The sequence below is a fragment of the Campylobacter concisus genome (assembly GCF_003048675.2).
GTDB classification, from domain to species: domain Bacteria; phylum Campylobacterota; class Campylobacteria; order Campylobacterales; family Campylobacteraceae; genus Campylobacter_A; species Campylobacter_A concisus_F.
The window spans coordinates 433,080-459,069 of sequence record NZ_CP060707.1 but is presented as its reverse complement, the minus strand read 5'-3'; the positions used below and the strand labels follow the sequence as shown (position 1 = coordinate 459,069).

The window sequence follows — 25,990 nt, the reverse complement described above, 5'->3', positions numbered from 1 at the left end:
TGGCGGCTATAAAGCTACATCCTATCTTTAGCTGTGATTCCCATTATATTAAATGCTGTTTTTATCGAGATAGCAACGACTGCAAAGACTTTTAGCAAGCTATCTTCATTTTCATTTCCAACCACACGGTTTTCATTATAAAATTTATGAAAGCTAGCAGCTAGTGACTTTAGATAGTCTGGTATTTTTTGAAGCTGCCTTGAAGCAAAAGCATCCTCTAAAATTTCAGGCAATATAAGCGCTTCAAAAAGTAAATTTTTAGCATTTTCATCTAGGCACTCAAAGTCTGCATTTATTACGTCACTAACGCTTTTTCCAGCCTTTGCAAAGACCTGATTTATCCTAGCGTGAGCGTAGTTTATATAAAAAATAGGGTTTGAGCTATCCTCTTTTTTAAGCTCATCCACGTCAAATTCCAAACTACTCGTATTTGCCTTGCTTATAAAGATAAATCTAAGCGCCTCAGCACCGATCTCACTCGCAATATCACTCATCAGCACCGCATTGCCAGCACGCTTGCTCATTTTATATGGCTTGCCCTCTTTTAGTAAGCTAACCATCTGCATAAGTATCACTTCAAGCCTGTTTTCATCGTAACCAAGGAAATTTATCGCAGCCTTTAGCCTTGCGATATATCCGTGGTGATCCGCGCCCCAAATGTTTATATAGTGGTCAAAATTTTTCTCAAATTTAGCGTTATGATAGATGATGTCGCCAGCTAGATATGTCGGTCTGCCGTCATTTCTAACCACAACCCTATCGTTGTCGTCGCCAAGCGTGGTCGAAGCGATATAGATAGCGCCCTCTTTTTCATACATTTGATTTGAGCGTTTTAGCTTTTCTATTGTTGGCTCAAGACGGTCGTAAAGTGCTTTTTCGCTAGCCCAGCTCTCTATAAAAATGCCAACATCAGCCAAGTCTTTTTTGATTATCTCAAGCACGATATCCTTGCCAAACTCGGCAAGCTCAAGGTTTCTGCTCTCGTCATAAAAAATTTCCTTGCCAAATTTCTCATTTGCAAGCTTAGCAATATCTAAAATATAATCCCCGCGGTAGTATTTCTCCGGATAGACGACGCTTTCGTTAAAAAGCTGCTCTTTAGCCGCAAGTGATATAGATGTGCCAAGCAGATCTATTTGATTGCCAGCATCGTTTATGTAGTATTCTGTTGAGATGGCGTAGCCAAGTCTTTTGCCAAGTCTAGCTAAAGTATCGCCATAAACTGCGCCTCTAACGTGTCCGATGTGAAGCGGTCCAGTCGGATTTGCGCTGATGTATTCTATTAAATAACTATCTTTTTTCGCATCTTCTTTTGCAAAATTTTCACTATCTAGCAAAATTTGCTTTGAAATTTCATCTAAAAATTCGCTCTTAAGCTTGAAATTTAAGTAGCCATTTACCGCGCTAGCTTCAACTATCTTACTGTCACTAAATTTATCAGCAAACTCGCTAGCTATCATAGCTGGAGACTTTCTTAGCTCTTTTGCAAGGCTAAAAAGCGGCATCGCATAGTGGGCTAAATTTTTATCCTTTGGCTTCTCAAGCACAAATTCACGCTCTAAAACCTTTGAAATTTCAGATTTTACTTTATCTTTCAACTCTAAAACCTATGCGTTTTTAGTTGTTTCTTCTATCTTTTGACTAGCTGCACTCTCTTCTTTATGCTCGACTTTTTCGCTCTTTTCAGGGGTTGTATCCTCCATCTCAGCTTTAAAAGTCTTTATGCCCTTGCCTAGTCCTTTCGCAAGCTCTGGGATCTTCTTTGCTCCAAAAAGTAATACAATGATCGCTAAAACGATCAACCAATGGCCAATACTAAAAGAACCCATCTTTTCTCCTTATCAAATTTTCTCAAAATATTATCATAAATTCCTGAATTTCTAACAATCTATCCACTCGTCGATGACATTTCTTAAATTTATCTTAGCACTTTTTAACCTCATCGCTCGAAGGATTGATTTTAGCCCTTTATAGCTCTTTTCTATATCATCATTTACTAAAAAATAATCATACTCTAAAATATGCTCCATCTCACCAACTGCGTTCATTAAGCGATTTTCTATCGTCTCGTCGCTATCTGTTCCACGGTTTTCCAAGCGCCTTTTTAGCTCTTTTTTATTAGCAGTTGTTATAAAAACTGAAGTGATATAGCTTTTAAATTTCTCAAGTGCGATGTGAAAGCCTTGCACATCGATGTCAAATATCACTATCTTACCGGCCTCAAGTGCTTCTAAAACTGGCTTTAAGCTCGTGCCATAGTAATTTTTATGCACCTGCGCCCACTCTAAAAACTCGCCTTTTTCGATGCCGCTTTTAAATTCATCTTCTTTTATAAAATAATAATCAACCCCATCAACTTCGCCTTCTCTTTTGGCTCTTGTTGTACTTGAGATAGAAAAATATAGGTCTTTCTCCTCCTTTAAAAGACGGCTAAGTAACGTGCTTTTACCGCTCCCGCTAGGTCCCGAAACTACTAAAATTTGTCCTTGCAACTACTTTTCCTCGAAACTTATATTTATCTTGATGTTCATATCTTTTAGCACATCTCTTAGCGAGCTCTCATTTAGCGACTCGTGGACGTGTTTTGTGATCTTTTTAGTTAGCTCTTCTTTGTAGTCTTCTTTTGCATCATTTTTTGAGCTTGTTTGAGGCATATCTTTTAGTCCAAATGCTGCTAACATCGTGTTTTCATCTATATCATCTATCGATGACGCGTCAAAATTTAACTCATTTGATGCTACGTCTTTGCTCTCTTCTTTCGTGTCTTCTTCTTGTTCGTCATCTTCTTGAGTATTTTCTTCTTCAAAAGTTTCATCCGCAAGGCCTAGATATTCTTTGGCTTCTGGCTCACTCACATCTTCTAGCTCTTCTACTGGCATCTCATTAGAAGAATTTTCACTCTCACTAGGATCTAAATTTTCCAACTCCTCACTTGAAATTTCATCCAAAGCCTCTTCTTCTATATCCTCTTCTGCCTTTTCATCATCTACTTGAATTTGCTCTTCATCAGCCTCAGAGATCTCATCTAAATTCTCCTCATCTTTAGGCTCATCTTCTAAATTTAGCTCATTTTCAAGGCTATCTTCATCATCAAATTTAGCTAGCTCGTCTATATTTAGCTCTTCTTGCTCCAAATTTTTAGCATCACTCTCGTCAGCATCATCTAAATTTTTATTTTCCTCATCAGTCTCTTCACTATTTGGCTCTTCATCAAGCGAATCGATCTCACTAAGCTCAAATTTACTCTGATCTATCTCATCAAGCTCGCCATCTGCCTTCTCTTCATCAACCAAGCCTGCAACGTCATTTTGGCTAATAATATCATCTAAATTTTTATTTAGCTCTTCATCTGCTTCAGACTCTTCTGGCATATTTTCTATCTCATCGACAAGCGCACTAAGCTCTGCTAGATCGCCATCTTTGCTCTCTTCGCTCTCATCAGCAAGGTCTTCGCTAGCAAGCTCTTGCAAGTCCTCAAACTCTTCTAAAGACTCCACATCGCTAGCTTCATTTTCCTCTTGCAAGTCACTCTGGCTAATCTCCTCGCTTGGGCTATCTATGCCACTTTCTAAAAGCTCTTTGTCAAGATCTGCAAAATTTTCTAAATTTGTATCGATATCAGGCAGTTTAAACCCTGACATCTCGTCAAAATTTATAGCCTCATCGCTAAAGTCGCCAAAGTCACTTTCACCCTGCTCACTCTCGCCATGCTCGGCAGCTGGCTCATCTTTTGGGATATTTTGCTCAAAAACACTTATAAATTCAGTTGGTAAAAATGGTTTTTCAAGCATCAAAGTAGCAAATTCTGGTTTATTCTCGCCACGACTTGCTAGATACATCACATCTTTTGTAGTCGCAAGCTCACTGCTGTCCACGTCGCTGTCGATTATGATAAAGTCAAACTGAGCATCGTCAAATCCATTTAGATCCTCAAATTCGCTATATTCGGTACCGATTTTATTCAGACTTAAAGTTATCAGACGTGAAACTGCTGGATTTTTATTTATTAGAGCAACTTTCATCATCCCTCCTTGTAATAGTAAAAGCCTATTCTATGATAAATTTCATTGCTATTTTCTTAAAAAAACAGAGCCGGCAGATCATTTATCACTTTTAAAAGTAGGTCGCTCATTATCTTCATAATGCCTGCTAAAATGGCTATCAAAACAGAAAATCCGATCGTCACTTTGATAGGATAGCCGATGACTAGTAGGTTAAACTGCGGCATCGTCTTCATGAGCATGCCAAAAATGGAGTCTGAGAGCAAAGAAAGCGCGATGATCGGAAATGACATGATAAAGCCAAACATAAACAAATTTGTAAATAAATTTATCGCATAGCTCATGATGCCGGGGCGTGGATAAAAGTCGCCAAGTGGCACCACAGCAAGTGAGCTAGCGTAAAACTGAAGGAGCAAATGATGCCCATCAAAAGCTAGAAATGTTAGCAGCGCGATGAAATTTATGAGGTTTGCAATGACTGGAGAGTTTGTGCCAGTTTGTGGGTCAAGCACCGACGCCATCGAAAAGCCCATGACCATGGAAATTTGCTCCCCTGCCATTTGAAGTGTGGCAAAGATGATGGTTAGCATAAGTCCGGCACTTAGTCCTAGCATAACCTCGCCTAAGATCTCGCCGATTAAGAAATTTATAGAGTTTTCATGAGCTTTTGAGATGGGAAATAGCACGACGCAAAGGACAAAAACTAAAAGCGTTTTTACGCTAAGAGGAATTTGATTGTGCGAATAAAATGGAAAAAAAACGATGAGACCGCTTAGGCGTGCAAACAAAAGCATAAAAACTATTGCTTTATCGGCTCCAAAAAATTCTACTAGTTCCATTTTGCTCTTTTAATTTTTTTACTAATTTTACAAAATTTTACTTTGTTTTTTAAATTTAAGCGGTCGTTTTTAGAAATTTGAAGCTAAATTTTAAGAAATTTGCACAAGCTCTTTATTTTCAAGCTTGTATGAATTGTCACATTTCGCGGCTAGGTCGTTGTCGTGAGTGACTAAAACAAGGGCAGCGCTATTTTCATTTATATAGTCAAACAAAACTTGCATCACTTCATTTGCCGTTTGCTTATCAAGGTTGCCCGTTGGCTCGTCTGCAAAGATGATCTTTGGCTTTTTGGTAAGCACTCTAGCGATGCTGACACGCTGCTGCTGGCCGCCACTTAGCTCGCCAACTTTTTGATTTATAACGCTTGAAATTTTTAGCGCTTCAAGATCATTTTTTTCTATATTTTCGCCAGATAAGATACTTGCAAGCTCGATATTTTCATAAGCGCTAAAACCTTTAAAAAGATAGTGCGACTGAAAAATAATGCCAAAATGAAGCCTTCTAATGGCCAAAAGCTCGTTTTGAGAAAGCTCGTAGATCGATCTATCTTGATAGATGACCTCGCCAAAATTTGGTTTTAAAAGTGTTGAAAGTATGTGTAAAAGCGTTGATTTGCCACAACCGCTAACACCTGTTATCGCGATGCTTTGTTTTTGATTGAGAGTTAAATTTATATTGTTAAAGAGCGTATAATCATACGCAAAGCCTAGATTAGACGCTCTTAAAATTTCCATTAGCCTATTTGAGCAGCAACTTCTGCAGCAAAGTCATCTACTTTTTTCTCTAAGCCTTCGCCAAGCTCGAAACGAACGTATTTTACGATCTTGATCTTGCCGCCAAGCTCTTTGCTCTTCTCTTCGATAACTTGTTCGATAGTCTTTTTATCATCCATTACATAAAACTGACCTAAAAGTGTAAGGCGTTGGTCAAGCACTGTATTATCAGCGTAAAATCTCTCGATCTTGCCAGGGATGATCTTATCCCAAATTTTCTCAGGTTTGCCCTCAGCTTTTAGCTCTTCTTCGATCACTTTTGTAGCTTTTGCAAGCTCTGCCTCACCTATCTGGCAGCGGCTAGCATACTCAGGGATGTGGTGAAGTGGCTTGCCTAGGCGTTTTAGCTCTTCATTTTCTTTTTCAAGTTCGGCGCGAAGTGCGATAAATTCTTTCTCAACAAAATCTCTATCAAGATCTTTGTAACTTATAACGCTTGGCTTCATAGCAGCTGCATGCATACATAAATTTCTTATAAATTCAGCTGCTTTGTTTGCAACTTCAGCACTTTCGCAAGCTGCACCGATAAGTACGCCAACACGGCCATTTGAGTGAACGTAACCATTTACCACGCCCTTATCATCAGCACTAATAGTCTCAAAGCGGCGAACTACAAGGTTTTCGCCGATAGTTGCGATCTGGGTTTTGAAATATTCTTCAAATTTAACACCATTTAAAGTACTTGTATTTAGCTCTTCAACTGTTTTTATACCACTTGATTGGATGTGAGCTGTTGTGTCTTTTGCAAGTGCTTGAAACTGTGGGTTTCTAGCAACGAAGTCAGTCTCAGAGTTGATCTCACTGATAGTTGCTTTTTTGCATTTTGAGCAAACTTCAACGCTTACTAAGCCCTCGCTTGCAAGGCGGTCAGCCTTTTTAGCAGCTTGACCTAGGCCTTTTTCACGAAGGATATCAACAGCTTTTTCCATGTCGCCATTTGCTTCGCCAAGTGCCTTTTTGCAGTCCATCATGCCAGCTCCGGTTGATTCGCGGAGCTCTTTTACCATTTGTGCAGTTATTTCCATTACTCTTCGTCCTCGCCAAAGTCTTCTTCGCTCATAGCCTCAGCTACAACTGCATCTTTCTCATCTTGGCTTACTTCTTCGCCAGCAGCTTGCTCGCCACCATCTTGCTCAAGAAGTGATTTGCCCTCGTTGATCGCCTCAGCCATCTCTTGGCAGAAAAGCTGAACAGAGCGGATCGCGTCGTCGTTTCCTGGGATAGGATAATCAACAACGTCAGGATCGCAGTTTGTATCTATTGGTGCTACAACTGGGATTTTTAAGCGATTTGCCTCTTGAACAGCGATCTTTTCTTTAACTGTATCAACGACAAATATCATATCAGGTAGGCTTTTCATATTGCGGATACCGCCTAGAGTTGCGATAAGCTTCTCTTTTTTGCGGCGAAGCATCAAAGCCTCTTTTTTAGTTAGTAAATTTATCGAGCCATCTTCTTCCATAGCCTCGATAACTTCTAGTTTGCGGATAGACTGGCGGATAGTACCGAAGTTTGTCATCATACCACCTAGCCAGCGGTGATTTACATAAGGCATTCCGCATTTCTCAGCGTACTCTTTGATAGCGTCGATAGCTTGTTTTTTAGTACCGACAAATAGCACTGACTTGCCTTCAGCGGCTGCGTCACGAACAATGTTGTAAGTGTAGCGGAAGTAGCGGATAGTCTTTTGTAGATCTATAATATAGATACCTTTTCTCTCGCCAAAGATAAATTTTTTCATCTTTGGGTTCCAGCGGCGTGTTTGGTGACCAAAATGTACGCCACACTCTAATAAATCTCTCATAGTTACCATGAGTTTCTCCTTGTTTTAGGCATTTTGCCTTGAATTTAGTTTTATCCTCCACGACCATTAATGCTTTCGCACAACCAAATTTAGGATTGTCGTGTGTGAAATAAAGCTTGGATTATATTGAAACTTGGCTTTATTGAAGCTAAATTTAAAGATTTCTTTAGCTACAAATAAAGCTCAAATTTCTTTAAATTTACTCGAAAAAGCCTTTTTTAACGACCTTTTCGTCCTTGACACAAAACTCGCCTTTTGCGATCACGTCGTATAAATTTAGCTCCTCATCAAAGACGCAAAGATCAGCGTCATTGCCCACTTTTATCTCGCCTTTTTGGCTTAAATTTAGATATTTCGCCACGTTTTTACTCATCAAAGCCAAAGTGTCTTCTATCTTTAAAATTTTATTTCTTACCAAAGCTTGCAATACCTCTAAATTTGACGCACATGAGGCACAGCCGTATCCCACAAGCTCGCCATTTTCATTAAATTTAGGCACGCTGCCGTTGCCGTCTGAGCTCATCGTTAGGCGCTCTAAATTTAGCCCATTTTCAACGCCATAAGCCACCACCTCGTGAAGTGGGGCAAATTTACTCCCACCGCTTGTAATATCGATATTTCCGCCCATTTTTTGAAATTTCAAAGCCTCGTTAAACAGATCCTTCGTCCTAGCGCAGTGTGTCGGCGAGAAGTAATGAACTGGAAATTCGTAGTCTTTTATCACCTTAAAGACGTTGTCAAATTTCTCGCTCAGTCCGCCCATATGCATGTGAAGCACGCCGCCTTTTTTAGAGACCATGCCGCCTATGCGTATCTTGCTTAGGATCTTGATGAGCTCCTCTTTTGAGACGTAGCTGCCGCGGTTGTCGGTCAGTGCGATCTTGACGCCGATCACTTTGTCGATTAGTATGAGATCCTTTGCGATGTCGCCGGTAAATGTCACACAGGGGCTTGCGTATGAGCCAGTGTGGATGAAGGTCGAGATGCCCTCAAACTCGAGCGCTTTTGCTTTTGAGTAGAGATTTTCCAAGCTTCTAGTGACCCCGTCAGTCCCCAAAACGCCAACAAGCGTCGTTGTGCCGTATTTTACGATCTGGCTAAGCGTGATCTCAGGCGTTCTTGAGTGATATCCAGCCTCGCCGCCACCACCCGTAATATGCACGTGCTGATCAATGAGGCCTGGAGCCAAAATTTTGCCTTTTAGGTCGTAAATTTCAAGCCCTTCTACGCTAAAGCTTAGCCCCTCGCCGATAGCTAAAATTTTACCGCCACCTACCAAAACATCGCGCTTGCCAAGAAATTTTGGCGTGTATAGATTAGCATTTTTAAGCAAAAGCATATTTTCTCCTTTATTTGCTAAGTTGTACTTTTTCTTCTATCTCCATCAGTTTTATAAAAATTTGCTCGATATTTTCCCTATCCACGGCGCTTAGCTCCATCTTTTTTGAGCTAAGTAGCATCTGCACAAACTCTTCGTTCATAAGCTGCTCAAAGCCCAAATTTCTAGCGTTTTGAGCTATTTTTGCCGCTAGTGGATTTTTAAAGCTCTCATACATTTTTATCCTTAAATTTCACTGCAAATCCGCAAAATCTACCGCACACGCCGTCTCTTCGGTATGAAAAATATCTCTCGTCACAGTGCGTGCAGACCTCGCTAAAGTTTAAATTTCTAATCCCAAGTGCGCTAAATTCATCTCTCAAGGCTGCGTTCATATCAAAATTTCTACCTATCTTATATGCGTTAAATTCCCCAAGATCAAGCTCGCCCACCTCGTAGCAGCCGCCTTTTATATTTGCTCCGACAAAGACGCTCATCTCGCCCGCTCTTGAGCCAAATTTCTCGCCCATAAGCATAACGGCTTTTGTGCAAATTTTTAGCATCACGCCGGCTCTGCCCGCATGAGCCACGCAGATGGCACCCTGCCTCTCATCTATCATCACAACTGGCGAGCAGTCCGCCACCAAAACGCAGATGCCCACATCGCTTAAATTTGTGATCACAGCGTCGCACTCTGGCAGCTCATCCTCCTCGTTTTCAAGGACAAAAACCTTGTCCGAGTGGATCTGCTTCATAAATTTAAGCTGCCTAACGCCCAAATTTTTAGCCAAAATTTCTCTATTTTTTATGACATCTTTTGGCTCATCGCCCACGTGATCGCCCAAATTTAGCGAGCTAAATTTACCCTCACTCACGCCACCAAATCTATTTGTAAAGCCAGCCACTATGCCATTTTTATCAAAAACGATCTCTAAATTTTCACGCATCTTCGCTCGCTTAGTAGAGGCTTGAAATTCTCTCGACCTCGTCCCAGCTAAGGCCGCCATTTTGCTTAGCCTCAAGCATCCTAGCCACGTAGCGAGCCAGCAAGTCGCTCTCGATATTTACGCGTCTGCCGACCTTGAAAGTGCCAAAAAGACTATCTCTAAACGTGATCGGTATGATGGTTAGCCTTATGCCCTTTGGCAAAATTTCATTTATCGTAAGGCTCACGCCCTCAACGCCCACCGAGCCCTTGTTTGCCATCAGAGCTATCGCCTCCTTTGGCAGGTCGATGTAAAAATCAACGCCGTTTTCATGCTTTTTGATAGCTGAGATCACGCCGATAAAGTCGATGTGCCCTTGCATCAAATGCCCATCTACTCGCTCTGCTAGCTTCATCGCAGGCTCGATATGCACCCTGCCAGCTAAATTTTCAACCGCGACATTTGCCCTGCTCTCTGCGCTTAGCTCCACGCTAAAGCCGTCCTCATATAGTTTGGTCACGCTTAAGCAAGCGCCATTTACTGCGATGCTGTCGCCTAAATTTGGGCGAAATTTAGCCTTTAGCCGTAGAACATTTTGCGAGTAGCTAATGACCTCGGCAAGCTCTCTGATTAAGCCATTAAACATATTTTGCCTTTAAATTTTTGAAGATTTTACTAAAATTTGCCTAAATTTGGGCATTGATAAGCTTGGTATTTTATAAAAAGAAAAGATAAATTTAAAGCCTTGATGGGCAAAAATGCTAGTAAAATTTAGCTTCAAGCTACTCATTTAAAGTGGCTTGTTTTATAAAATTAGATCAAATCCGCAATCTCAATGAGCCAGTTTGCCAGCCCTTTTGGCTGTGAGATCATCAAAAGATGCCCACTTTTGTCTTTGCATTTATCTGCTTTGCAAAACGCTGATGCAAGAGAAGTTAGCGGATTTTGCACAGCAACGGTGTTAATGCCAGCTTCTTGCAAGTGGCGGATCAACTCAGCGTAGCAAGAACCATCAACAAATGTGCCATGAACTAAAACGATATTTTTAATCATCTTTTTTAAATTTGTTTGGCTTCGACCTTTTGTGGACGACGTGTGAGCAAAAGTAGGCAAAATGACACTTACTGCAAGCAAAGCAATCGTAGCAAGAAAGTGCCTACGTGATGAAATTTTAGGCATAAATCCCTTTAAAAGGATTGTCAATGATACAAAAAACAAGCGATCTTAATAAATTTTCATAATTAGCTTGTTTGCAAAACTAGCCACATCTTGCTAAAGTTGCGCACCGCCAGGTCATCCCTCTTTATCCACAGATAAATTCTGCCCTCTCCGTCCCAGTCCATGTCGCTTTCCCAGTCGCTATCTATCTGCAAAAGCAGCTGCCACTGGGCGGCATTTTTCTCAAACTCAGCGATATTTTGGTGGTGATAAGCGCTACCATCGCCGCAGTCAAGGCCATTTGCCACGAGCTCGCACTCTAGCTCCATGCCGTCTTGAATGTTGTCAGAGTGACCAAGGAGCTTGTTTTCTTTGGCCTGCCAGCTTGGCTCGATGATCTCGTGATATGCCTCCCACTCCTCCTCGCTAAATTTACCAAATGGCACGAGCGAGCTTTGCAAACTTGGCAAATTTAACTCGTTTTTAAAGCTAAGAGAGCGTGCGCCAAATGTGAAATTTCCACTATCCATGTTTTGGCGAGCAAGCTGGTCTTGAACTGCCTCACTAAAGATCACGGCAAAGCCCTTTTTATCAGCAGGGTCATAGCCCCAAATGCGTAAATTTATATCATAAAAAAGATAGAGCATGCCACTTTTTGGCAAAAGTCCGTCGGTGTCAAATTTACTAACTTCAGCAAAATTTATCTGCGCCACAAAGCTAAGCGCGCCGTTTTCATTTGAGGGCCAAGGCACGCTAGCTGGCAGATCTGGCTGTCCGCCAAATTTAGACGCTCCAACAGCGATATCACCGTCATCTTTAGCCTGCGTATCTATCTTTATAGCATTTTTAGCCATTGGCTTTAAAAACTCAAAAAGCTCATCCAAGCCGCGCTCTTTGCAGCCTTTAGAAATTTCATTTAGATCCATATTTTTCCCTTTCTAGCAAGCATCAATGTAGATGTGATACTTTTTGCAGTGCAAGCAGCGAAACAAATACCCAGCAAAATCGCCGCCCGCTACGAGTAGCTCGCGAGCCATTTTCACGTCATACTCGTCTCTTTTTGCGTAGTCCGCAAAAACCTCGTCTGCGATGCCGAGCTCCTCAAGCTCCTTCGTGCCCACATCGCCCAAAAATGCGCAATAATCATCACAACACGCCACCCAGTGCTCGCCTTGCCAGCTCTCATAACCAGGTGTTCTTTCAAAGAGTTCCTCATCTTTTTTGGCGTCATCTGTGACAAGATTATCGGCGCCCTGCACAAAGGTAGCGTCAAATTTCTTAGCAGCTTCACCATTTGCAATGCAGGCTGGGCAAAGATAGGTGACATCTTGCTCGCTGTAGATGCCATTGTTGTAATAAATTTCTGTGTTTTTGCCACAGCACTCGCAAATGACACTCATATTATCTTTAAATGCACCAGTTTTTAATGGCTCTGGGTGATAGCGAAATTTTGGCAAGGTGGCAGCCTTTGCCTTTTGGGCTAAAATTTGCTCTTTACTCTTTGGCCTTGGCACCGCCCATTTGTCGCCCTCATCCACAAACTGCGCAAGGTAACCAAGTGTTTTTAGCTGCTTTTTATCGTTTTTATCGTGTATCTTTAAAAGTAGCTCGTAAGCACTCTTTTGCATAGACAAAATTTGATAAATATCTACTAAAACGCTCTTTGCCTGCATATCCTCGCTTGCCTCAAGCTCTTCTTTGAACTGATACAAAGCCTCCACGCTTGCCGCATTGCCGTTATTTTTGTAGTAATCTTTTGAAAGTTTTATATATTTTTCTTGAAATTTATCCACAAATAGCCTTTATGAAATTTGCTAAGAATTTTAGCTTTAAAGACTTAAAAGTCGCATAGATGAGTTAATAAAATTTAAAAGAGTGGGATAAAAATATAAAATTGTTTAATTTTTAAAATTTAAAAAAGTTACATTAAATTTAGCGTCAAGGAGAGCCACAAGTAAATTTACTTAAATTTCAACTCACTTGTGACTATAAATTTTACTCTTCATAAGCTCCGATAGAGAGAATTTTATCTATTCTTTTTGTGACAAGCTCGTTTATATCAAGCTTCTCAAGCTCGGCTAGCTCTGAGATGAAGTAGTTTGCAAGTGCTTTTGCGGCACCGTCTTTATCTCTATGGGCTCCATTTATCGGCTCGTTTATCACGTCATCTATAAGCGATAAATTTTTTAAGTCATCAGCCGTTATCTTCATAGATTTTGTAGCTTGCTCTTGTTTAGCTGGGTCGTTCCAAAGTATCGCTGCACAACCTTCTGGCGAAATGACTGAAAAGACAGAGTTTTTCATCATGGCAAGTCTATCAGCCACGCCTATTGCTAAAGCACCGCCACTTCCGCCTTCGCCGATAACGACAGCTATTATTGGAGTTTTTAAATTTGCAAATTCAAATAAATTTCTAGCTATGGCCTCGCTTTGACCTCGCTCTTCAGCGCCAACACCAGGATATGCACCTGGAGTGTCTATCAAAAATAAGATAGGTAGGTTAAATTTTTCAGCCAATTTTGCTACGCGTAAAGCCTTTCGGTAACCCTCCGGATGAGGCATGCCAAAATTTCTTTTTAGTTTATTTTTAGTGCCACGACCTTTTTGCTCGCCTATAACGACAGTCTTTTTGCCTCCGATATAGCCGATGTAGCAGACTATTGCTGGGTCATCGCGAAATGCCCTGTCGCCATGGATTTCATAGCCATCAACTAAAAATGAATTTATATAGTCAATAGCGTATGGTCTGTCTGGATGACGAGCAAGTTGCAAACGTTGATATTCGTTTAAATTTTTATATACTTTTGATATCTCTTTAGATAGGTTCTTATTTAAAATTTCAACAGCATGTTCATCGCCTCTGATCTTAGCATTTGCTATATCTTCATCAATTTGCTTTATGCTCTTTTCAAAATCTAAATAATTTGACATCTTAATCCAACTTTTTAAATATCACGACGCCGTTTGTTCCACCAAAGCCAAACGAGTTGCTCATAACAGCTTTTATATCAGCTTTTCTGGCTTTATTTGGAACGTAGTCTAGATCGCACTCTGTATCTGGCGTTTCGTAGTTTATCGTTGGAGGGATGATGCCATCTCTCATTGCCATTATAGATATGACAGCTTCGATCGCACCAGCACCGCCTAAACAGTGTCCAGTCTGACCTTTAGTTGAACTAACTGGTGGGCACTTATCGCCAAAAACAGCCTTTAACGCAGCTGTCTCATTTTTATCATTTACTGGCGTTGAAGTACCATGTGCATTGACATAGTCTATCTTTACGCCTTTTGCCATATCAAGTGCTTGTTTCATCGCGCTTAATGGACCTTCAAGTGTTGGTGATGTGATGTGGTGTGCATCTCCGCTCTCACCAAATCCAACTACTTCAGCGTAAATTTTAGCACCTCTTGCAACAGCCGACTCGTACTCTTCAAGCACAAGTGCGCCAGCGCCCTCGCCCATTACAAAGCCATCGCGGTTTGCATCAAATGGCCTTGATGCCTTACTTGGCTCTTCATTTCTTGTTGAGAGTGCTTTCATCGCTGCAAAACCGCCTATACCAACGCCACAGATAGTTGATTCAGCACCGATAACTAGCATATTTGTTGCTTGACCGATCATTATGCATTTTGCAGCTTGTGATATCGCATGAGTGCTTGCTGCACAAGCTGTTACGCTTGATAAATTTGGACCTTTTAGTCCGTGGTTTATTGAAACTATGCCACCTAGCATATTTACAAGTGCCGATGGGATGAAAAATGGCGAAATTCTCTTTACGCCTTTTTCAAAATATGTGATTGAGTTTTTCTCAATATTTGGCAAACCACCTATACCAGCTGCTGAGCTAACGCCAAATTTATGAGCATCAAACTCCTTAAAATTCGCATCAGCCATAGCTTCGTTAGATGCTTTTATGCCAAGCTGTATGAAACGATCTACTTTTTTCACCTCTTTGCCGTCTAAAATGCTATTTGGATCAAAATCAGTTATCTCGGCAGCAATTTTAACAGGGAATTCGCTTACATCAAAGCTCGTGATCTCTTTCACACCTGTTTTACCCTCGCAAATAGCCTTAAAAGAGCTCTCTTTATCAAGACCAAGTGCGTTTATCATGCCAATACCAGTTACAACGACTCGTTTCAATACATCTCCTTAAATCAAACTATGCAAATTTAAATTATTTGCCTAGTTTTTCTATATAATTTACAACGTCTTGAATGCTTACTAATTTCTCTGCTTCGCTATCAGGAATTTCTACTTCAAATTTCTCTTCTAAAGCCATAACTAGCTCTACAACGTCAAGTGAATCAGCGCCTAAATCTTCGATGATTTTAGACTCTAGTTTTACCGCTTGTGGATCTACGCTTAGTTGCTCTACAACTACGTCTCTTACGTCTTCAAATACTGCCATTTAAGGTCTCCTTATAAAAAATGTCTGTTATCTTATAATATTTACGCTTTTATTTATTTTAAATTTCAAAACTTGTTGAAATTTCATTACATATAAAGTCCGCCGTTTATTTTTAGCGTCTCGCCAGTCACGTAGCTAGCGTGATCACTTAGTAAAAATGCAACCGCCTCAGCTACTTCGCTAGCACTGCCAAAGCGTTTTAGTGGGATATTGTCGCTATAAGTTTTTTTCACCTCATCACTTAGTCCATGCGTCATATCAGTCTCTATAAAGCCCGGAGTTACGCTGTTAAAGCGGATATTTCTGCTCGCACCCTCTTTTGCAAAGCTCTTACTCATGGCGATTAGTCCGCCCTTGCTGGCTGAATAATTCACCTGTCCAGCATTTCCCATCTCACCAACAATAGATGCGACGTTTACGACTGCTCCGAAGCGCTTTTTGCTCATCACTTTTAAAGCCTCTCTACATCCTATGAAAGCTGAAGTTAAATTTGCATTTATCACATCTGTAAATTCGCTAGTTTTCATGCGAAGTGCTAGCTTGTCGTTTGTTATGCCAGCGTTATTTACGAGGTAGCTTAGCTCGCCGTCGCTATCAACTATCAAATTTATACCTTTTATAAACTCATCTTCGTCTGTCGCGTCAAATTTTATCACTGCAGCCTTGCCGCCATTTTGCTCGATTTCAGCTTGCAAAGCGTCTGCTATTTCAGGCTTTGAGCGGTAGTTTATCCACACTTTTAAGCCCATATTTGCAAGCGTCTTTGCGATTTGTGCGCCGATGCCTCTGCTTGCACCTGTTATTAGCACGTTTTTTCCACTAAATTTCATAAATTCTCCTTATAAATTTTGCTTATATTATCAAATTTAAAATAACGCCTCGTCCATTTCAGCTGGAATTTCAAGCCCCATGAGCTTTAAAACACTAGGCGCAATGTTGTTTAGGCCGCCATTTTTTAGCTCTTTAACCCCATCAGCCATCACAAAGCAAAAGACGTCATAAGTTGTGTGATTTGTCAGTAGCTCACCGCTGCTATCACGCATCTCTTCGCAGTTTCCGTGATCGCTCGTGATGATCATCGCGTAGTTTTTCTCTTTTGCTTTAGCATAAATTTCTCCAAGAGCCATATCCACTGCTTCAACCGCCTTTATAGCAGCCTCGTAATTGCCAGTGTGTCCAACCATATCGCCATTTGCGAAATTTACTACGATAAAGTCTTGCTCATCCTCCATGCCCTTTAGCACAGCCTTGCAAACCTCAGCAGCGCTCATTTCTGGCTTTTCGTCGTAGGTTTTGACCTTTGGACTAGGGATGAGCACCCTTGTTTCGTTGCTGGCTAGTTCCTCGACGCCACCATTAAAGAAAAATGTTACGTGGGCGTATTTTTCAGTCTCAGCCGTGTGAAGTTGCCTTAGTCCAGCCTCTGCTATGACCTCGCTTAGAGTGTTTTTTATCTTTTCATTTTTAAAAAGCACTTCAAATTTAAAATTTGCGTCGTATTCGGTCATGGTGATTAAATTTTTGATAGCAAAAGGTCGCTCAAACTCGCTAAATTTCTCCTCGCCCAAAGCCTGGCAAATCTCTCTTGCTCTATCATTTCTAAAATTTATAAAGATCACGCCGTCATCTTTGCCTATGCCACTAAAGCCATTAAAGCTTGCTGGCTTTACAAACTCGTCAGTCACGCCCTCGTCGTAGCTTTTTTGCAGATACTCGCTTGGCGTTAAGCTGCTTAAATTTGCTCCCCCTACTAAGCTATCATAGGCCTCTTTTATGCGCTCCCAGCGTTTATCTCTATCCATCGCGTAAAATCTCCCGCAAACGGTTGCTACCTTAAATTTAGCCTCCAAGCTTTTTATGAAATTTACGCCGCTATTTGGGCTAACGTCGCGTCCGTCGGTGATAGCGTGGGCAAAAACTTCGCAGCCACTTTTGCTAGCAAGCTCGCACATGCCATCAAAATGCTCCATGTGAGAGTGCACGCCGCCGTCGCTATAAAGCCCTATGACGTGGATCTTTTTGCACTTTTTAAAAAGGGCTTTTAGCGCTTCATTTTCTGCTATTGAGCCATCATTAAAGCCGCGTGAAATTTTGACCAAATTTTGATACAAAACTCGACCGCTTCCTATGCACATGTGCCCTACTTCGCTGTTTCCCATCTGCCCTTTGGGTAGCCCCACAGCGTTTCCAGAAGTTTTTATGAGCGAGTTTGGGATTTCTTTAAAAAATTTATCGTAGTTTGGCTTTTTGGCCGCCTCAAATGCATTAAATTTGCCATTTTTGTTTGATCCTATGCCATCAGTTATTATAAGTATAGTTTTTTGAGCCATTTTTAAATTTTATCCTTAAATTTAGATAATTTTTAAGGCCATTATACTAAAATTGCTTTTTTTTAAAATAAAGGCCCCTATGTTTTACTATATCTACGAAATTTTAAATTTTAATATCTTTCAGTATATCACCGTTCGCGCTGGCATCGCGTTTTTCATAGCATTTATCTTGACAGCTTATCTGATGCCTAAATTTATCGCCTGGGCAAAGGCAAAAAACGCCGCCCAGCCTATCTACGAGCTCGCGCCACAAACTCACCAAAAAAAGGCAAAAACGCCGACCATGGGCGGACTTGTCTTTGTCTTTACAGCCGTAATCGCCACGATCATCTGCGCTAGGCTTGATAACGCTTTCGTGCTAGCCTCGCTCTTTTGCCTAGTTTGCTTTACTTTGCTTGGTTATAAGGATGACTACAGCAAAATTTTAGGTGCTAAAAACCACGCCGGCCTAAGCCCAAAGGCAAAGCTCTTTTTTCAGTTTCTCATCGCCTTTTTACTCGCAGCCTTTTTATACATCAGCAAAGAGCTAAACACCGAGTTTTACCTGCCATTTTACAAGCAGCCGATCTTTGATATGAAAATTTTTGCCATTTTCTTTTGGACGCTAGTCATCGTCGCAGCCTCAAATGCGGTAAATTTAACAGACGGACTTGACGGACTTGCCGCGGTGCCATCGATATTTTCGCTTCTAACTCTTGGCGTTTTTGCCTACATCTGCGGTCACGCCGTCTTTAGCTCGTACCTGCTTTTGCCAAAGATCGCAGGCGTTGGCGAGAGCGTCGTCGTAGCCTCTGCGCTCATTGGCTCACTTATGGGCTTTTTGTGGTTTAACTGCCATCCGGCTGAAGTCTTTATGGGCGATAGCGGTAGCCTGAGCGTCGGCGCATATATCGGTTTTATGGGCGTTGCGACCAAAAACGAAATTTTGCTCATTATCATCGGCCTCATCTTTGTCGTTGAGACGTTAAGCGTCATCTTGCAAGTTGGTAGCTTTAAAATTTTTAAACGCAGAATTTTCCTCATGGCGCCTATACATCACCATTTTGAGATAAAAGGCTGGGCGGAAAATAAGATCATCGTGCGCTTTTGGATCATCGCGCTTTTAGCAAATTTGATCGCACTAACAGCGCTAAAGATCAGGTAGATCATGCGAGCGCAGATAGAGCCTGACTTTGAGAGTGCTAGAAAAAAATATGATGAAATTTTGGAGCAAATTTTAGCCTACACCGACTATTGCGACGAATTTGGCGATGAGGACAGCGAAGAGTACCACAAGGTAGAGCAGCGTCTAGCCAAGATAAGCGGCAAGGATATGAGTAAATTTAGCCTGCACGAGTGGTGGGAGGCTGAGGGCGCTGAAAATCTCGCCTTTGACATCGCCCTGCCAGAGCCAAAAGTGGTGCCTGACATAACAAAAGACGAGCTTAGGCAGATCGTAGAGCGTATGTTAGCGCCTGTGCCTGAATTTGATGATGATTTTTTAGAGGCATTTTATGTAAGAGTAAAATTTGCTTGCAAAGGCGCATATTTTGCGGAGTTTTTGAAGCTAAATTTTGCTGATACGTTTAGATTTGAGCTCTTTGAACGCCGCGAGATAGAGGGCGTGATGCGTGAGCTAAGTGCAAATGAGATAGTAGAAATTTTATGGGGCAAAAGAGGATAAAAGCATGAGAAAATCACTATTTGGCTATGGTGGCACGACAAAAGCTATCGCTAAAAACTTCGTAAACGACGGACTTTGGGATATCTATGATGATAAATTTAGCGAAATTTCAAAAGATGAGTTTGGTAACGCACTTTTGCCAGTTAGCGAATTTGACCCAGCAAAAAGCAGCCTAGAGATACCAAGCCCGGGCATCCCGCCTCACCACGAGCTTATCAAAAAAGCTAAAAATTTAGTTAGCGAATATGACTATTTTTATGAAATTTACAAGGCGCATTTGCCATTTAACGTCTGGATAAGCGGCACAAACGGCAAGACGACGACCACAAAGATGATGCAGCACCTGCTAGAGAGCAAGGGCTCAGTGATGGGCGGAAATGTCGGCATCGCGCTAGCAAATTTAGACCCGCACGCTAAAATTTGGATACTTGAGACTAGCTCATTTACGCTTCACTACACAAAGCGCGCCGTACCAGGAATTTACGTACTTTTGCCGATCACGCCAGATCATCTAAGCTGGCATGGTAACATGAGCGAGTATGAAAAAGCCAAGCTAAAGCCGCTTGTTAGCATGAGCGAAACTAGCGTAGCGATAGTGCCTGAAATTTACGCTAGCACGCCTACAAAGGCCAAAGTGATCGCCTATAAAGATGAGAGCGATCTTGCTCGTTTTTGCGGCGTAAATTTGGGCGATATAGCCTTTAAAACGCCATTTTTACTTGACGCACTGCTGGCACTTGCGGTTGAGAAAATTTTATTTGACCGCTGTGATGTAGGGCTTTTAAACACATTTGTCATCGAGGCAAACAAGCTTGAAGAGCTCACCGACAAGATGGGGCGAACTTGGGTCAATGACACAAAAGCGACCAACATAGACGCCAGCATTCAAGCCGTAAAACGCTACAAAGATCACTTCATGCACCTGATCTTAGGCGGCGACGACAAGGGCGTTAGCATGGACGAGCTATTTGAAAACTTAAGTGGGCTTAAGGTCAAAATTTACGCCATCGGCTCAAACAGCGACAAACTTATGAATTTAGCCGATAAATTTAACGTGCCTGCCCTAAAATGCGACTTTTTACAAAACGCTGTAAATGAGATAAGCAAAGAGCTAAAAAAAGGAGAGATAGCGCTTCTAAGCCCAGCAGCTGCGAGCCTTGATCAGTTTAAGAGCTACGCTGAGCGAGGAGATAAATTTAAAGAGTTTATAAAGGCTCTTTGATAATTTTTTGTGTCATAGCTTTTAGTTGTTCGCTGTTCTAATATAAATTTAACTATCAAATTTCTTAAAAAGACAAAAATTTCATAAAAATAGTTTTTTATTGAAAACTTTTTAAGTTTGTGCTAATATATCAAAACAATAATCAAGGAAGTTTTATGTCTATAACCCCTAGAAATGATGCAAATTTTAAAGAAAACTTAATAGATATCATCAAACTATCATATAGCGCCGACATCAGCAAGCCATTTGTCTCTGGTGACAAGCTACTTATGGGATATAGCTTTAGCTTAAAAGACGACCTAGACGCGATATGCACTCAAATTTATGGTACCAACAAACCAAAAGTGATCGAGGCTGCTAGAAAAACTATAACAAACACTACAACAAAAACCGTAGTTTCAAAGATAGATGCAGAAAAACTTTTTAACGATATAAATGACGCTGCAAGGGCTGCTTATACAAAGGCGTCTGGTGGTGCAGGCGCAGAGTTGCCTGAGTTTAAATTTAGCCAAGATGAGCAGTTAAATGCCATATTAGAGTCAAAGCTAAAGCCACTAGCGGCTGATATAAAAGAGAAACTAAGAGGCTCATCGCTTGCAAATTTAGAAGAGGTCAAGCTCACTTCATCTGGGACATCTAATGTCTCAAAAGAGCATGTCGCACTTCTAGCCCTGCTTCACATAAGCAGTAAGAAAAATATCGACCCAGCTTTAGCAAAATACATCAAGAGCAAAAGTCGCTTTAAAGCGTGGTTTTGGCTAGCTTTTGAGAGCTTTAGCGGTGATAATCCACACAACCTTAAACTTTTAAGACAAAAGATATCAGCTCAGTTTGGCCTTTACGAGTCATACGAAAACAACAAGGCACTTAGCGACTCATCTAGCGCGGCTAGCATGGAGCGTGTCAGCTTTGGCGAGTGTATAGACCTCTTTACCCACCTAAATATCTCTAAAGCTATGTATGTAACAAAACACAAAAACGGCAAAGAGCACAAAGAAGACGTCACTCACTTAGAATTTATTCAAAAAGATGAAGAGAGATCAAACGGCACCGCTTCAAAGTGTGATGGGCTATTTAAGCCATTTGCTGAAAAGCTAAATTCTCTTTTGAGCTCTGAAACATCAAAGAAATTTAGCACCGAAAATATCTACTGCGTAAATTTAACATCCTCTTCTACATCTAACGCTTCAAGGATAAACAAACTCCTAAAAAGAAGAGAAGAAGAGCTTTATAAACAAGAAGATATGCTCATACTCTGCCCTATAAAGACGGCTACTCCTATTAGGATATTTCAGCCTAAAAAGAGCAACTTTACCATCGTGCTAGCCAGCCAAACAGAATTTGACTGCAGCGAGCTAAACCCAAAAGAGCTAAATCCTAGCAGACCAAACTATGGCAAGCTAAATTTATGCGAACTAATACTGACTGACTTTAAATTTGACTCTTATGAGAAAGAGAACAAAGGCGTTTCGTCTGATAGAGATATCAAATTTAAAAACGCAAAGACAAAGTCAGATAGCGTGATACTTTATAAAGAAAACGATGATGGCAAAGATGATAAAAACAAGACAAAGGGTGCTTGCTTTACTAGCGTGAGGCAAAGTAGCGATGAGATAGAGTACAAGCTAGAAGATGGCGTGGTAAAGATGAGCCACTTTAAGCTCCCCTCATCTAAAGATGAATATCTAAATTTCAACCTTCTAAATTTCGCTAAGGAGAATAACTTTACCCTTAGAGATGATAAAGACTCAGCTATGTTTGACATGAAGCTTCGTCTAGCTCTTGGTAATAATGCAGAACCTACATCAACATCTAGCTCAAGCCTAGCTCTAACACTAGATAATCTCATCATTGAAAACGAAAAAGGTGAAGCTAGTGATATAGATAAGGTATATCTTCACCACTGCGGTGATAAGAGTATATATGAGAGTACATCTTTAGTTAAAAATAAAGACTCAGATATGAAAAACTCATATAGGGCTACATTTAATATCCCTATAGATAGAAATGATAAGAAAGATACTAAGCTTATAGTCTATTCATCTGATCTAAGTAAAATTTATGATACTAAAAGCATACATGCCTATACTGGTACAGCTATCATATCTATAGGATATAAAGATAAAAGTGGTGGTAGCTATAACCATACAAACAAGGTATCTTTAAGAGATATAACAGATCATATAGTAAATGTAGTCTCTGATAATGAGTATCCATTTAAGACAAATGAAGAGATAAGCCTAAAGGCTATATATAAACAAGAAAAAGGAGACAAGAGATATAAAGAGGTACTTTGGGGATATATGGTGATAAAGAGCATAGAGTATAACGAAGTATCTAAAGAAAAACCTAGAGAGGTGGTAGAGCTAAAAGATAAAAAGGGTAAAGAGATAAGATTTAAAATTTCAGATCTTATAAAAAAAGATGATCTAGATAAGCTAAAGCAAGGTGGTCATACTATAGTATTTTTTGCATATCTTGAAGGGGAGAAGGATAAATTTAAATACAAAAGCGTATATGGTAAAAACCATATAAGGATAGATATAAAGATACCTCTATATATTAAATTTAAAGATGATAAGCTAATCATATATGAATTTGAGCATGCTATAAAAGAGAAGAGTTTTAAAGCTAGTCTAAATCATGATGATGCCTTAGTAAATAAAAGTGGCTACTTATATATAGATAAAGATATATCTAAGCAAGATATAAATATCTATGAAGATGACAAACTTACTAAAGGGCTAAAGAGTGAAGATAGTACAAATAAGAGATATCAAATTTACATAGATGAAGCAAATTCCACAAACTATCAAAACCAAAGCAATACAAACCAAACAGGTCAAACAAAGATAAATAAAGATACCAAGTATGGTATCAACCTACTAAGCAAAGATAATATGGATAGCTTTATAAACTCTTTTAATGAATCAAAGAGCATAACTAGAGTAGATAAAGGTATGTGGGTGGATGGGGATAGGGAAGCCTTAGTCAAGATAGAGATAGGAAATGAGATAGTCTTTCCACTAAAAATCAAGCCTTTAAATGATAAAGGTATGGAATTTGACTGGACACTTATGATAGGCGATACAGGAGAGAGTCAGGCTATATTTAATTGGGATAGACCTGGTGGCAGAAAGCATGCTGCAAGAGATCTATATGCAGACAGGATAGCTAGAACAAATGCAAATGAATTAGCTTTTACATCAAATGTAGAGATAGTATCTATAGCTGATGGCGAAGTAATAAAAGCTGGTCCTTTTTACTATAAAACCAATCATATAACGATACAATACGACACAGTAGAATTTGGTAGCTTCATAATTAGATATGGAGAGGTCGATCCTTCAAGAGTAAAAGTAAAAGTAGGTGACAAGGTGAGAAAAGGTCAGGTTATAGGATATGCAGGATTTATGATCAATAATGGAAAGCATCCAGGAATAATTAAAAACGAGATAGTAACTATGCTTCACTTTGAGTACTTTACAAATGGAGCCAACACAAAAGATGCCTTTACCGTCACAAATGATCCAAATAATAAATTTAAAAGGCGTAAAGACTTAGCAGATCCTATAGAGATACTAAAAGAGGGATATAAAAACACGTTTGGAGAGATACTATGAAAAATACATTTTTAAAAATAGTCTTAGCTTTACTTGTAGCTGTAAATTTTTCATTTGCGACAGATGACTATGATAATAGTTGGGAGAAAAAGGCAGTACCTAAAAAGTTTTTTTAAATAAAGATTGTAAAAAGCTTGTGAAGAAAAATTTTGGATTGAAACTAAGTTTACTTATTACGAAAACACCATATTAGATGTATGGAAAGATTATGTTTTAATGCTATCCGCCTAAGCCAGAGTTAAAAGATATAGAGCGTATGAAAAACACAAGATATATAACCCACGATGCAAATAACTATTCTTATGACTTTGATTTTAAATGGATAAATAAAAAAATACTCTTTTGGTTCAACTATTTGATACAAGCCCTGAAAATAGCTGTGAGTTATGGCTATTTGAGGAAAAAAATAGCAATGTAGATGTCTATAAATTTACATCAAGATATTTACCTGATTAATAAATTTATAAAGGACTAAGATATGAAATTTAAAACTATATTATTATTAAGCTTTCTAATAAGCTTAAATTTAAGTGCTTTTGAGCCTATGAACCCTAGTATAGCTACCAAAAAAGCTAGTGATGATTATAAACAGGTTGATACCTTGGTATGGTGTGACGCAGACTATGGCAGTGACTTTATTGATCCTAGCTTTAAATGCTATGACGATAGTGGCAAGTATAAATTTAAAAAGTATTCTTTAGAAGATTTAATATGCCAGTCAGACTATAACTCTTTTAGAGATAACTACTTTGCTGATCTTTATAATCTAATCGTAAAAGAAAAACCAAATTTAAAGGTTCAAGCCGAAAAGATAAATAGGGATAGAATAAAAAACAGTAAGAAAAAGTGCATAGCACGTAGTTATAAAAAATTTGAGGTAAATTGCAACGATACTGATGTTATGTCAAATACTATTCACTGCATAAAATCACACTATAGAAGCTATACTGCTAAACTAGCTTTACTTCTTTATAAAAACGACAAAGAGCTATTTAAGAGAATTTACGGCGAAGACTATGAGAAATTTAAAGAGGTCTTTGAAGATACTTTAAAGTATGTGCCTATACTTTACTCAGAAGTAGAGCTAAATGGTATTAAAAATACAGATGATAAGCCTTATGCTGAGTTTTTAAGAAAGTATGATGACTATACCGGCAATTATGGTAATTATAAAATCCATGATCTAATTTATATAGTCTTAGTCCAATACTCCCTAATAGATAAAAATGGTCACTTAGTTTTGCCAGAGAATAGAAAAGAGGAGTAGTGTGCCTACTCTTCATAACTTCCCCCTCCCCTCATCTAAAGACGAATATCTAAATTTCAACCTTCTAAATTTCGCTAAGGAGAATAACTTTACCCTTAGAGATGATAAAGACTCAGCTATGTTTGATATGAAGCTTCGTCTAGCTCTTGGTAATAATGCAGAACCTACATCAACATCTAGCTCAAGCCTAGCTCTAACACTAGATAATCTCATCATTGAAAACGAAAAAGGTGAAGCTAGTGATATAGATAAGGTATATCTTCACCACTGCGGTGATAAGAGTATATATGAGAGTACATCTTTAGTTAAAAATAAAGACTCAGATATGAAAAACTCATATAGGGCTACATTTAATATCCCTATAGATAGAAATGATAAGAAAGATACTAAGCTTATAGTCTATTCATCTGATCTAAGTAAAATTTATGATACTAAAAGCATACATGCCTATACTGGTACAGCTATCATATCTATAGGATATAAAGATAAAAGTGGTGGTAGCTATAACCATACAAACAAGGTATCTTTAAGAGATATAACAGATCATATAGTAAATGTAGTCTCTGATAATGAGTATCCATTTAAGACAAATGAAGAGATAAGCCTAAAGGCTATATATAAACAAGAAAAAAAGGAGACAAAAGAGATATAAA

26 protein-coding genes are annotated in these 25,990 nt (G+C 39.6%); 6 read left to right on the top strand and 20 right to left on the bottom strand.

The features are described from left to right. Nucleotides 1-14: 14 nt before the first annotated feature. The 20 genes from argS to gpmI form a co-directional block, all read right to left on the bottom strand. A complete protein-coding gene (argS, locus tag CVT00_RS02365) occupies nucleotides 15-1,598 on the bottom strand; it encodes an arginine--tRNA ligase (RefSeq protein WP_107915723.1) in 1,584 nt (527 codons plus the stop codon). Nucleotides 1,599-1,607: 9 nt separating this feature from the next. Beyond that, the gene (gene tatA / locus CVT00_RS02360; RefSeq protein ID WP_021087958.1) at nucleotides 1,608-1,829 is read right to left on the bottom strand and encodes a twin-arginine translocase TatA/TatE family subunit; all 222 of its coding nucleotides are present in this window, start codon (nucleotides 1,827-1,829) and stop codon (nucleotides 1,608-1,610) included. Nucleotides 1,830-1,880: 51 nt separating this feature from the next. Further along, nucleotides 1,881-2,492: a guanylate kinase gene (gene gmk / locus CVT00_RS02355; RefSeq protein WP_103557726.1), complete on the bottom strand. Its 612-nt coding sequence runs from the start codon at nucleotides 2,490-2,492 to the stop codon at nucleotides 1,881-1,883. Next, nucleotides 2,493-4,022: a Highly acidic protein gene (locus CVT00_RS02350; protein ID WP_103557725.1), complete on the bottom strand. Its 1,530-nt coding sequence runs from the start codon at nucleotides 4,020-4,022 to the stop codon at nucleotides 2,493-2,495. It abuts the gene before it with no gap. Nucleotides 4,023-4,078: 56 nt separating this feature from the next. Continuing rightward, entirely contained in the window at nucleotides 4,079-4,840 is a 762-nt protein-coding gene (gene fliR, locus CVT00_RS02345) for a flagellar biosynthetic protein FliR (protein ID WP_087582853.1), read from the bottom strand. Nucleotides 4,841-4,930: 90 nt separating this feature from the next. Beyond that, nucleotides 4,931-5,575, bottom strand: coding sequence for an ABC transporter ATP-binding protein (locus tag CVT00_RS02340; protein ID WP_103557724.1), 645 nt, complete (start codon nucleotides 5,573-5,575; stop codon nucleotides 4,931-4,933). Further along, nucleotides 5,575-6,639 carry a translation elongation factor Ts gene (tsf, locus tag CVT00_RS02335; RefSeq protein WP_103557723.1) on the bottom strand — a complete coding sequence of 355 codons (1,065 nt, stop codon included), beginning with the start codon at nucleotides 6,637-6,639 and terminating at the stop codon, nucleotides 5,575-5,577. Before tsf ends, CVT00_RS02340 begins: the two co-directional genes overlap by 1 nt. Then, complete coding sequence (gene rpsB / locus CVT00_RS02330) at nucleotides 6,639-7,427, bottom strand: 30S ribosomal protein S2 (RefSeq protein ID WP_085658056.1); 789 nt, start codon at nucleotides 7,425-7,427, stop codon at nucleotides 6,639-6,641. The genes tsf and rpsB overlap by 1 nt, the downstream gene beginning before the upstream one ends. Before the next feature lie 190 nt (nucleotides 7,428-7,617). Continuing rightward, nucleotides 7,618-8,757, bottom strand: coding sequence for a beta-aspartyl-peptidase (gene iadA / locus CVT00_RS02325; protein ID WP_107915725.1), 1,140 nt, complete (start codon nucleotides 8,755-8,757; stop codon nucleotides 7,618-7,620). 10 nt (nucleotides 8,758-8,767) lie between these two features. Next, nucleotides 8,768-8,974 (bottom strand): acetyltransferase, encoded by a 207-nt coding sequence (locus CVT00_RS02320; protein ID WP_107915727.1) that lies wholly within the window; start codon nucleotides 8,972-8,974, stop codon nucleotides 8,768-8,770. Continuing rightward, on the bottom strand, nucleotides 8,967-9,683 hold the full coding sequence (locus CVT00_RS02315) for a polyphenol oxidase family protein (RefSeq protein ID WP_107915729.1): 717 nt from the start codon (nucleotides 9,681-9,683) through the stop codon (nucleotides 8,967-8,969). Before CVT00_RS02315 ends, CVT00_RS02320 begins: the two co-directional genes overlap by 8 nt. 10 nt (nucleotides 9,684-9,693) lie before the next feature. Further along, complete coding sequence (locus tag CVT00_RS02310; protein ID WP_107915731.1) at nucleotides 9,694-10,308, bottom strand: riboflavin synthase; 615 nt, start codon at nucleotides 10,306-10,308, stop codon at nucleotides 9,694-9,696. A gap of 167 nt (nucleotides 10,309-10,475) precedes the next feature. Beyond that, a complete protein-coding gene (locus CVT00_RS10165; protein ID WP_230853785.1) occupies nucleotides 10,476-10,841 on the bottom strand; it encodes a hypothetical protein in 366 nt (121 codons plus the stop codon). A 62-nt stretch (nucleotides 10,842-10,903) separates the two neighbouring features. Then, a complete protein-coding gene (locus CVT00_RS02300; RefSeq protein ID WP_107915733.1) occupies nucleotides 10,904-11,746 on the bottom strand; it encodes a YwqG family protein in 843 nt (280 codons plus the stop codon). Nucleotides 11,747-11,758: 12 nt separating this feature from the next. Further along, nucleotides 11,759-12,613, bottom strand: a complete 855-nt coding sequence (locus CVT00_RS02295; protein WP_107915735.1) for a CbrC family protein — start codon at nucleotides 12,611-12,613, stop codon at nucleotides 11,759-11,761. Between the two features lie 202 nt (nucleotides 12,614-12,815). Then, nucleotides 12,816-13,751 (bottom strand): acetyl-CoA carboxylase carboxyl transferase subunit alpha, encoded by a 936-nt coding sequence (accA, locus tag CVT00_RS02290; RefSeq protein WP_103557988.1) that lies wholly within the window; start codon nucleotides 13,749-13,751, stop codon nucleotides 12,816-12,818. Nucleotide 13,752: 1 nt separating this feature from the next. Continuing rightward, nucleotides 13,753-14,964 carry a beta-ketoacyl-ACP synthase II gene (locus tag CVT00_RS02285; RefSeq protein WP_107915737.1) on the bottom strand — a complete coding sequence of 404 codons (1,212 nt, stop codon included), beginning with the start codon at nucleotides 14,962-14,964 and terminating at the stop codon, nucleotides 13,753-13,755. Nucleotides 14,965-14,998: 34 nt separating this feature from the next. Next, nucleotides 14,999-15,232, bottom strand: coding sequence for an acyl carrier protein (acpP, locus tag CVT00_RS02280; protein WP_002941395.1), 234 nt, complete (start codon nucleotides 15,230-15,232; stop codon nucleotides 14,999-15,001). Between the two features lie 86 nt (nucleotides 15,233-15,318). Then, nucleotides 15,319-16,062, bottom strand: a complete 744-nt coding sequence (gene fabG / locus CVT00_RS02275) for a 3-oxoacyl-ACP reductase FabG (protein WP_021083753.1) — start codon at nucleotides 16,060-16,062, stop codon at nucleotides 15,319-15,321. A 36-nt stretch (nucleotides 16,063-16,098) separates the two neighbouring features. Further along, complete coding sequence (gpmI, locus tag CVT00_RS02270; RefSeq protein WP_107915739.1) at nucleotides 16,099-17,562, bottom strand: 2,3-bisphosphoglycerate-independent phosphoglycerate mutase; 1,464 nt, start codon at nucleotides 17,560-17,562, stop codon at nucleotides 16,099-16,101. Nucleotides 17,563-17,641: 79 nt separating this feature from the next. On the opposite strand from gpmI, the gene mraY reads away from it, so the two are divergent. From mraY to CVT00_RS02240, 6 genes are all read left to right on the top strand, one after another. After that, on the top strand, nucleotides 17,642-18,706 hold the full coding sequence (mraY, locus tag CVT00_RS02265; protein WP_021086091.1) for a phospho-N-acetylmuramoyl-pentapeptide-transferase: 1,065 nt from the start codon (nucleotides 17,642-17,644) through the stop codon (nucleotides 18,704-18,706). Nucleotides 18,707-18,709: 3 nt separating this feature from the next. After that, complete coding sequence (locus CVT00_RS02260; protein ID WP_107915741.1) at nucleotides 18,710-19,225, top strand: hypothetical protein; 516 nt, start codon at nucleotides 18,710-18,712, stop codon at nucleotides 19,223-19,225. Nucleotides 19,226-19,229: 4 nt separating this feature from the next. Then, a complete protein-coding gene (gene murD, locus CVT00_RS02255; protein ID WP_107915743.1) occupies nucleotides 19,230-20,447 on the top strand; it encodes a UDP-N-acetylmuramoyl-L-alanine--D-glutamate ligase in 1,218 nt (405 codons plus the stop codon). A 155-nt stretch (nucleotides 20,448-20,602) separates the two neighbouring features. Further along, nucleotides 20,603-24,070: a M23 family metallopeptidase gene (locus CVT00_RS10160; protein ID WP_230853784.1), complete on the top strand. Its 3,468-nt coding sequence runs from the start codon at nucleotides 20,603-20,605 to the stop codon at nucleotides 24,068-24,070. Between the two features lie 478 nt (nucleotides 24,071-24,548). After that, nucleotides 24,549-25,337 (top strand): hypothetical protein, encoded by a 789-nt coding sequence (locus CVT00_RS02245; protein ID WP_103558683.1) that lies wholly within the window; start codon nucleotides 24,549-24,551, stop codon nucleotides 25,335-25,337. A gap of 1 nt (nucleotide 25,338) precedes the next feature. Then, complete coding sequence (locus CVT00_RS02240; RefSeq protein WP_196376882.1) at nucleotides 25,339-25,989, top strand: hypothetical protein; 651 nt, start codon at nucleotides 25,339-25,341, stop codon at nucleotides 25,987-25,989. The last annotated feature ends 1 nt before the right edge of the window (nucleotide 25,990 follow it).

Coding starts and splice junctions, on each gene's coding strand:
- acpP (WP_002941395.1), bottom strand. CDS start 15,232: ATGGCAGTATTTGAAGACGTAAGAGACGTAGTTGTAGAGCAACTAAGC.
- CVT00_RS02340 (WP_103557724.1), bottom strand. CDS start 5,575: ATGGAAATTTTAAGAGCGTCTAATCTAGGCTTTGCGTATGATTATACG.
- CVT00_RS02300 (WP_107915733.1), bottom strand. CDS start 11,746: ATGGATCTAAATGAAATTTCTAAAGGCTGCAAAGAGCGCGGCTTGGAT.
- CVT00_RS10160 (WP_230853784.1), top strand. CDS start 20,603: ATGTCTATAACCCCTAGAAATGATGCAAATTTTAAAGAAAACTTAATA.
- tatA (WP_021087958.1), bottom strand. CDS start 1,829: ATGGGTTCTTTTAGTATTGGCCATTGGTTGATCGTTTTAGCGATCATT.
- rpsB (WP_085658056.1), bottom strand. CDS start 7,427: ATGGTAACTATGAGAGATTTATTAGAGTGTGGCGTACATTTTGGTCAC.
- fliR (WP_087582853.1), bottom strand. CDS start 4,840: ATGGAACTAGTAGAATTTTTTGGAGCCGATAAAGCAATAGTTTTTATG.
- CVT00_RS02310 (WP_107915731.1), bottom strand. CDS start 10,308: ATGTTTAATGGCTTAATCAGAGAGCTTGCCGAGGTCATTAGCTACTCG.
- CVT00_RS02245 (WP_103558683.1), top strand. CDS start 24,549: ATGAAATTTAAAACTATATTATTATTAAGCTTTCTAATAAGCTTAAAT.
- gpmI (WP_107915739.1), bottom strand. CDS start 17,562: ATGGCTCAAAAAACTATACTTATAATAACTGATGGCATAGGATCAAAC.
- mraY (WP_021086091.1), top strand. CDS start 17,642: ATGTTTTACTATATCTACGAAATTTTAAATTTTAATATCTTTCAGTAT.
- CVT00_RS02315 (WP_107915729.1), bottom strand. CDS start 9,683: ATGCGTGAAAATTTAGAGATCGTTTTTGATAAAAATGGCATAGTGGCT.
- iadA (WP_107915725.1), bottom strand. CDS start 8,757: ATGCTTTTGCTTAAAAATGCTAATCTATACACGCCAAAATTTCTTGGC.
- CVT00_RS02260 (WP_107915741.1), top strand. CDS start 18,710: ATGCGAGCGCAGATAGAGCCTGACTTTGAGAGTGCTAGAAAAAAATAT.
- murD (WP_107915743.1), top strand. CDS start 19,230: ATGAGAAAATCACTATTTGGCTATGGTGGCACGACAAAAGCTATCGCT.
- CVT00_RS02350 (WP_103557725.1), bottom strand. CDS start 4,022: ATGAAAGTTGCTCTAATAAATAAAAATCCAGCAGTTTCACGTCTGATA.
- CVT00_RS10165 (WP_230853785.1), bottom strand. CDS start 10,841: ATGCCTAAAATTTCATCACGTAGGCACTTTCTTGCTACGATTGCTTTG.
- tsf (WP_103557723.1), bottom strand. CDS start 6,639: ATGGAAATAACTGCACAAATGGTAAAAGAGCTCCGCGAATCAACCGGA.
- fabG (WP_021083753.1), bottom strand. CDS start 16,062: ATGAAATTTAGTGGAAAAAACGTGCTAATAACAGGTGCAAGCAGAGGC.
- accA (WP_103557988.1), bottom strand. CDS start 13,751: ATGTCAAATTATTTAGATTTTGAAAAGAGCATAAAGCAAATTGATGAA.
- CVT00_RS02320 (WP_107915727.1), bottom strand. CDS start 8,974: ATGTATGAGAGCTTTAAAAATCCACTAGCGGCAAAAATAGCTCAAAAC.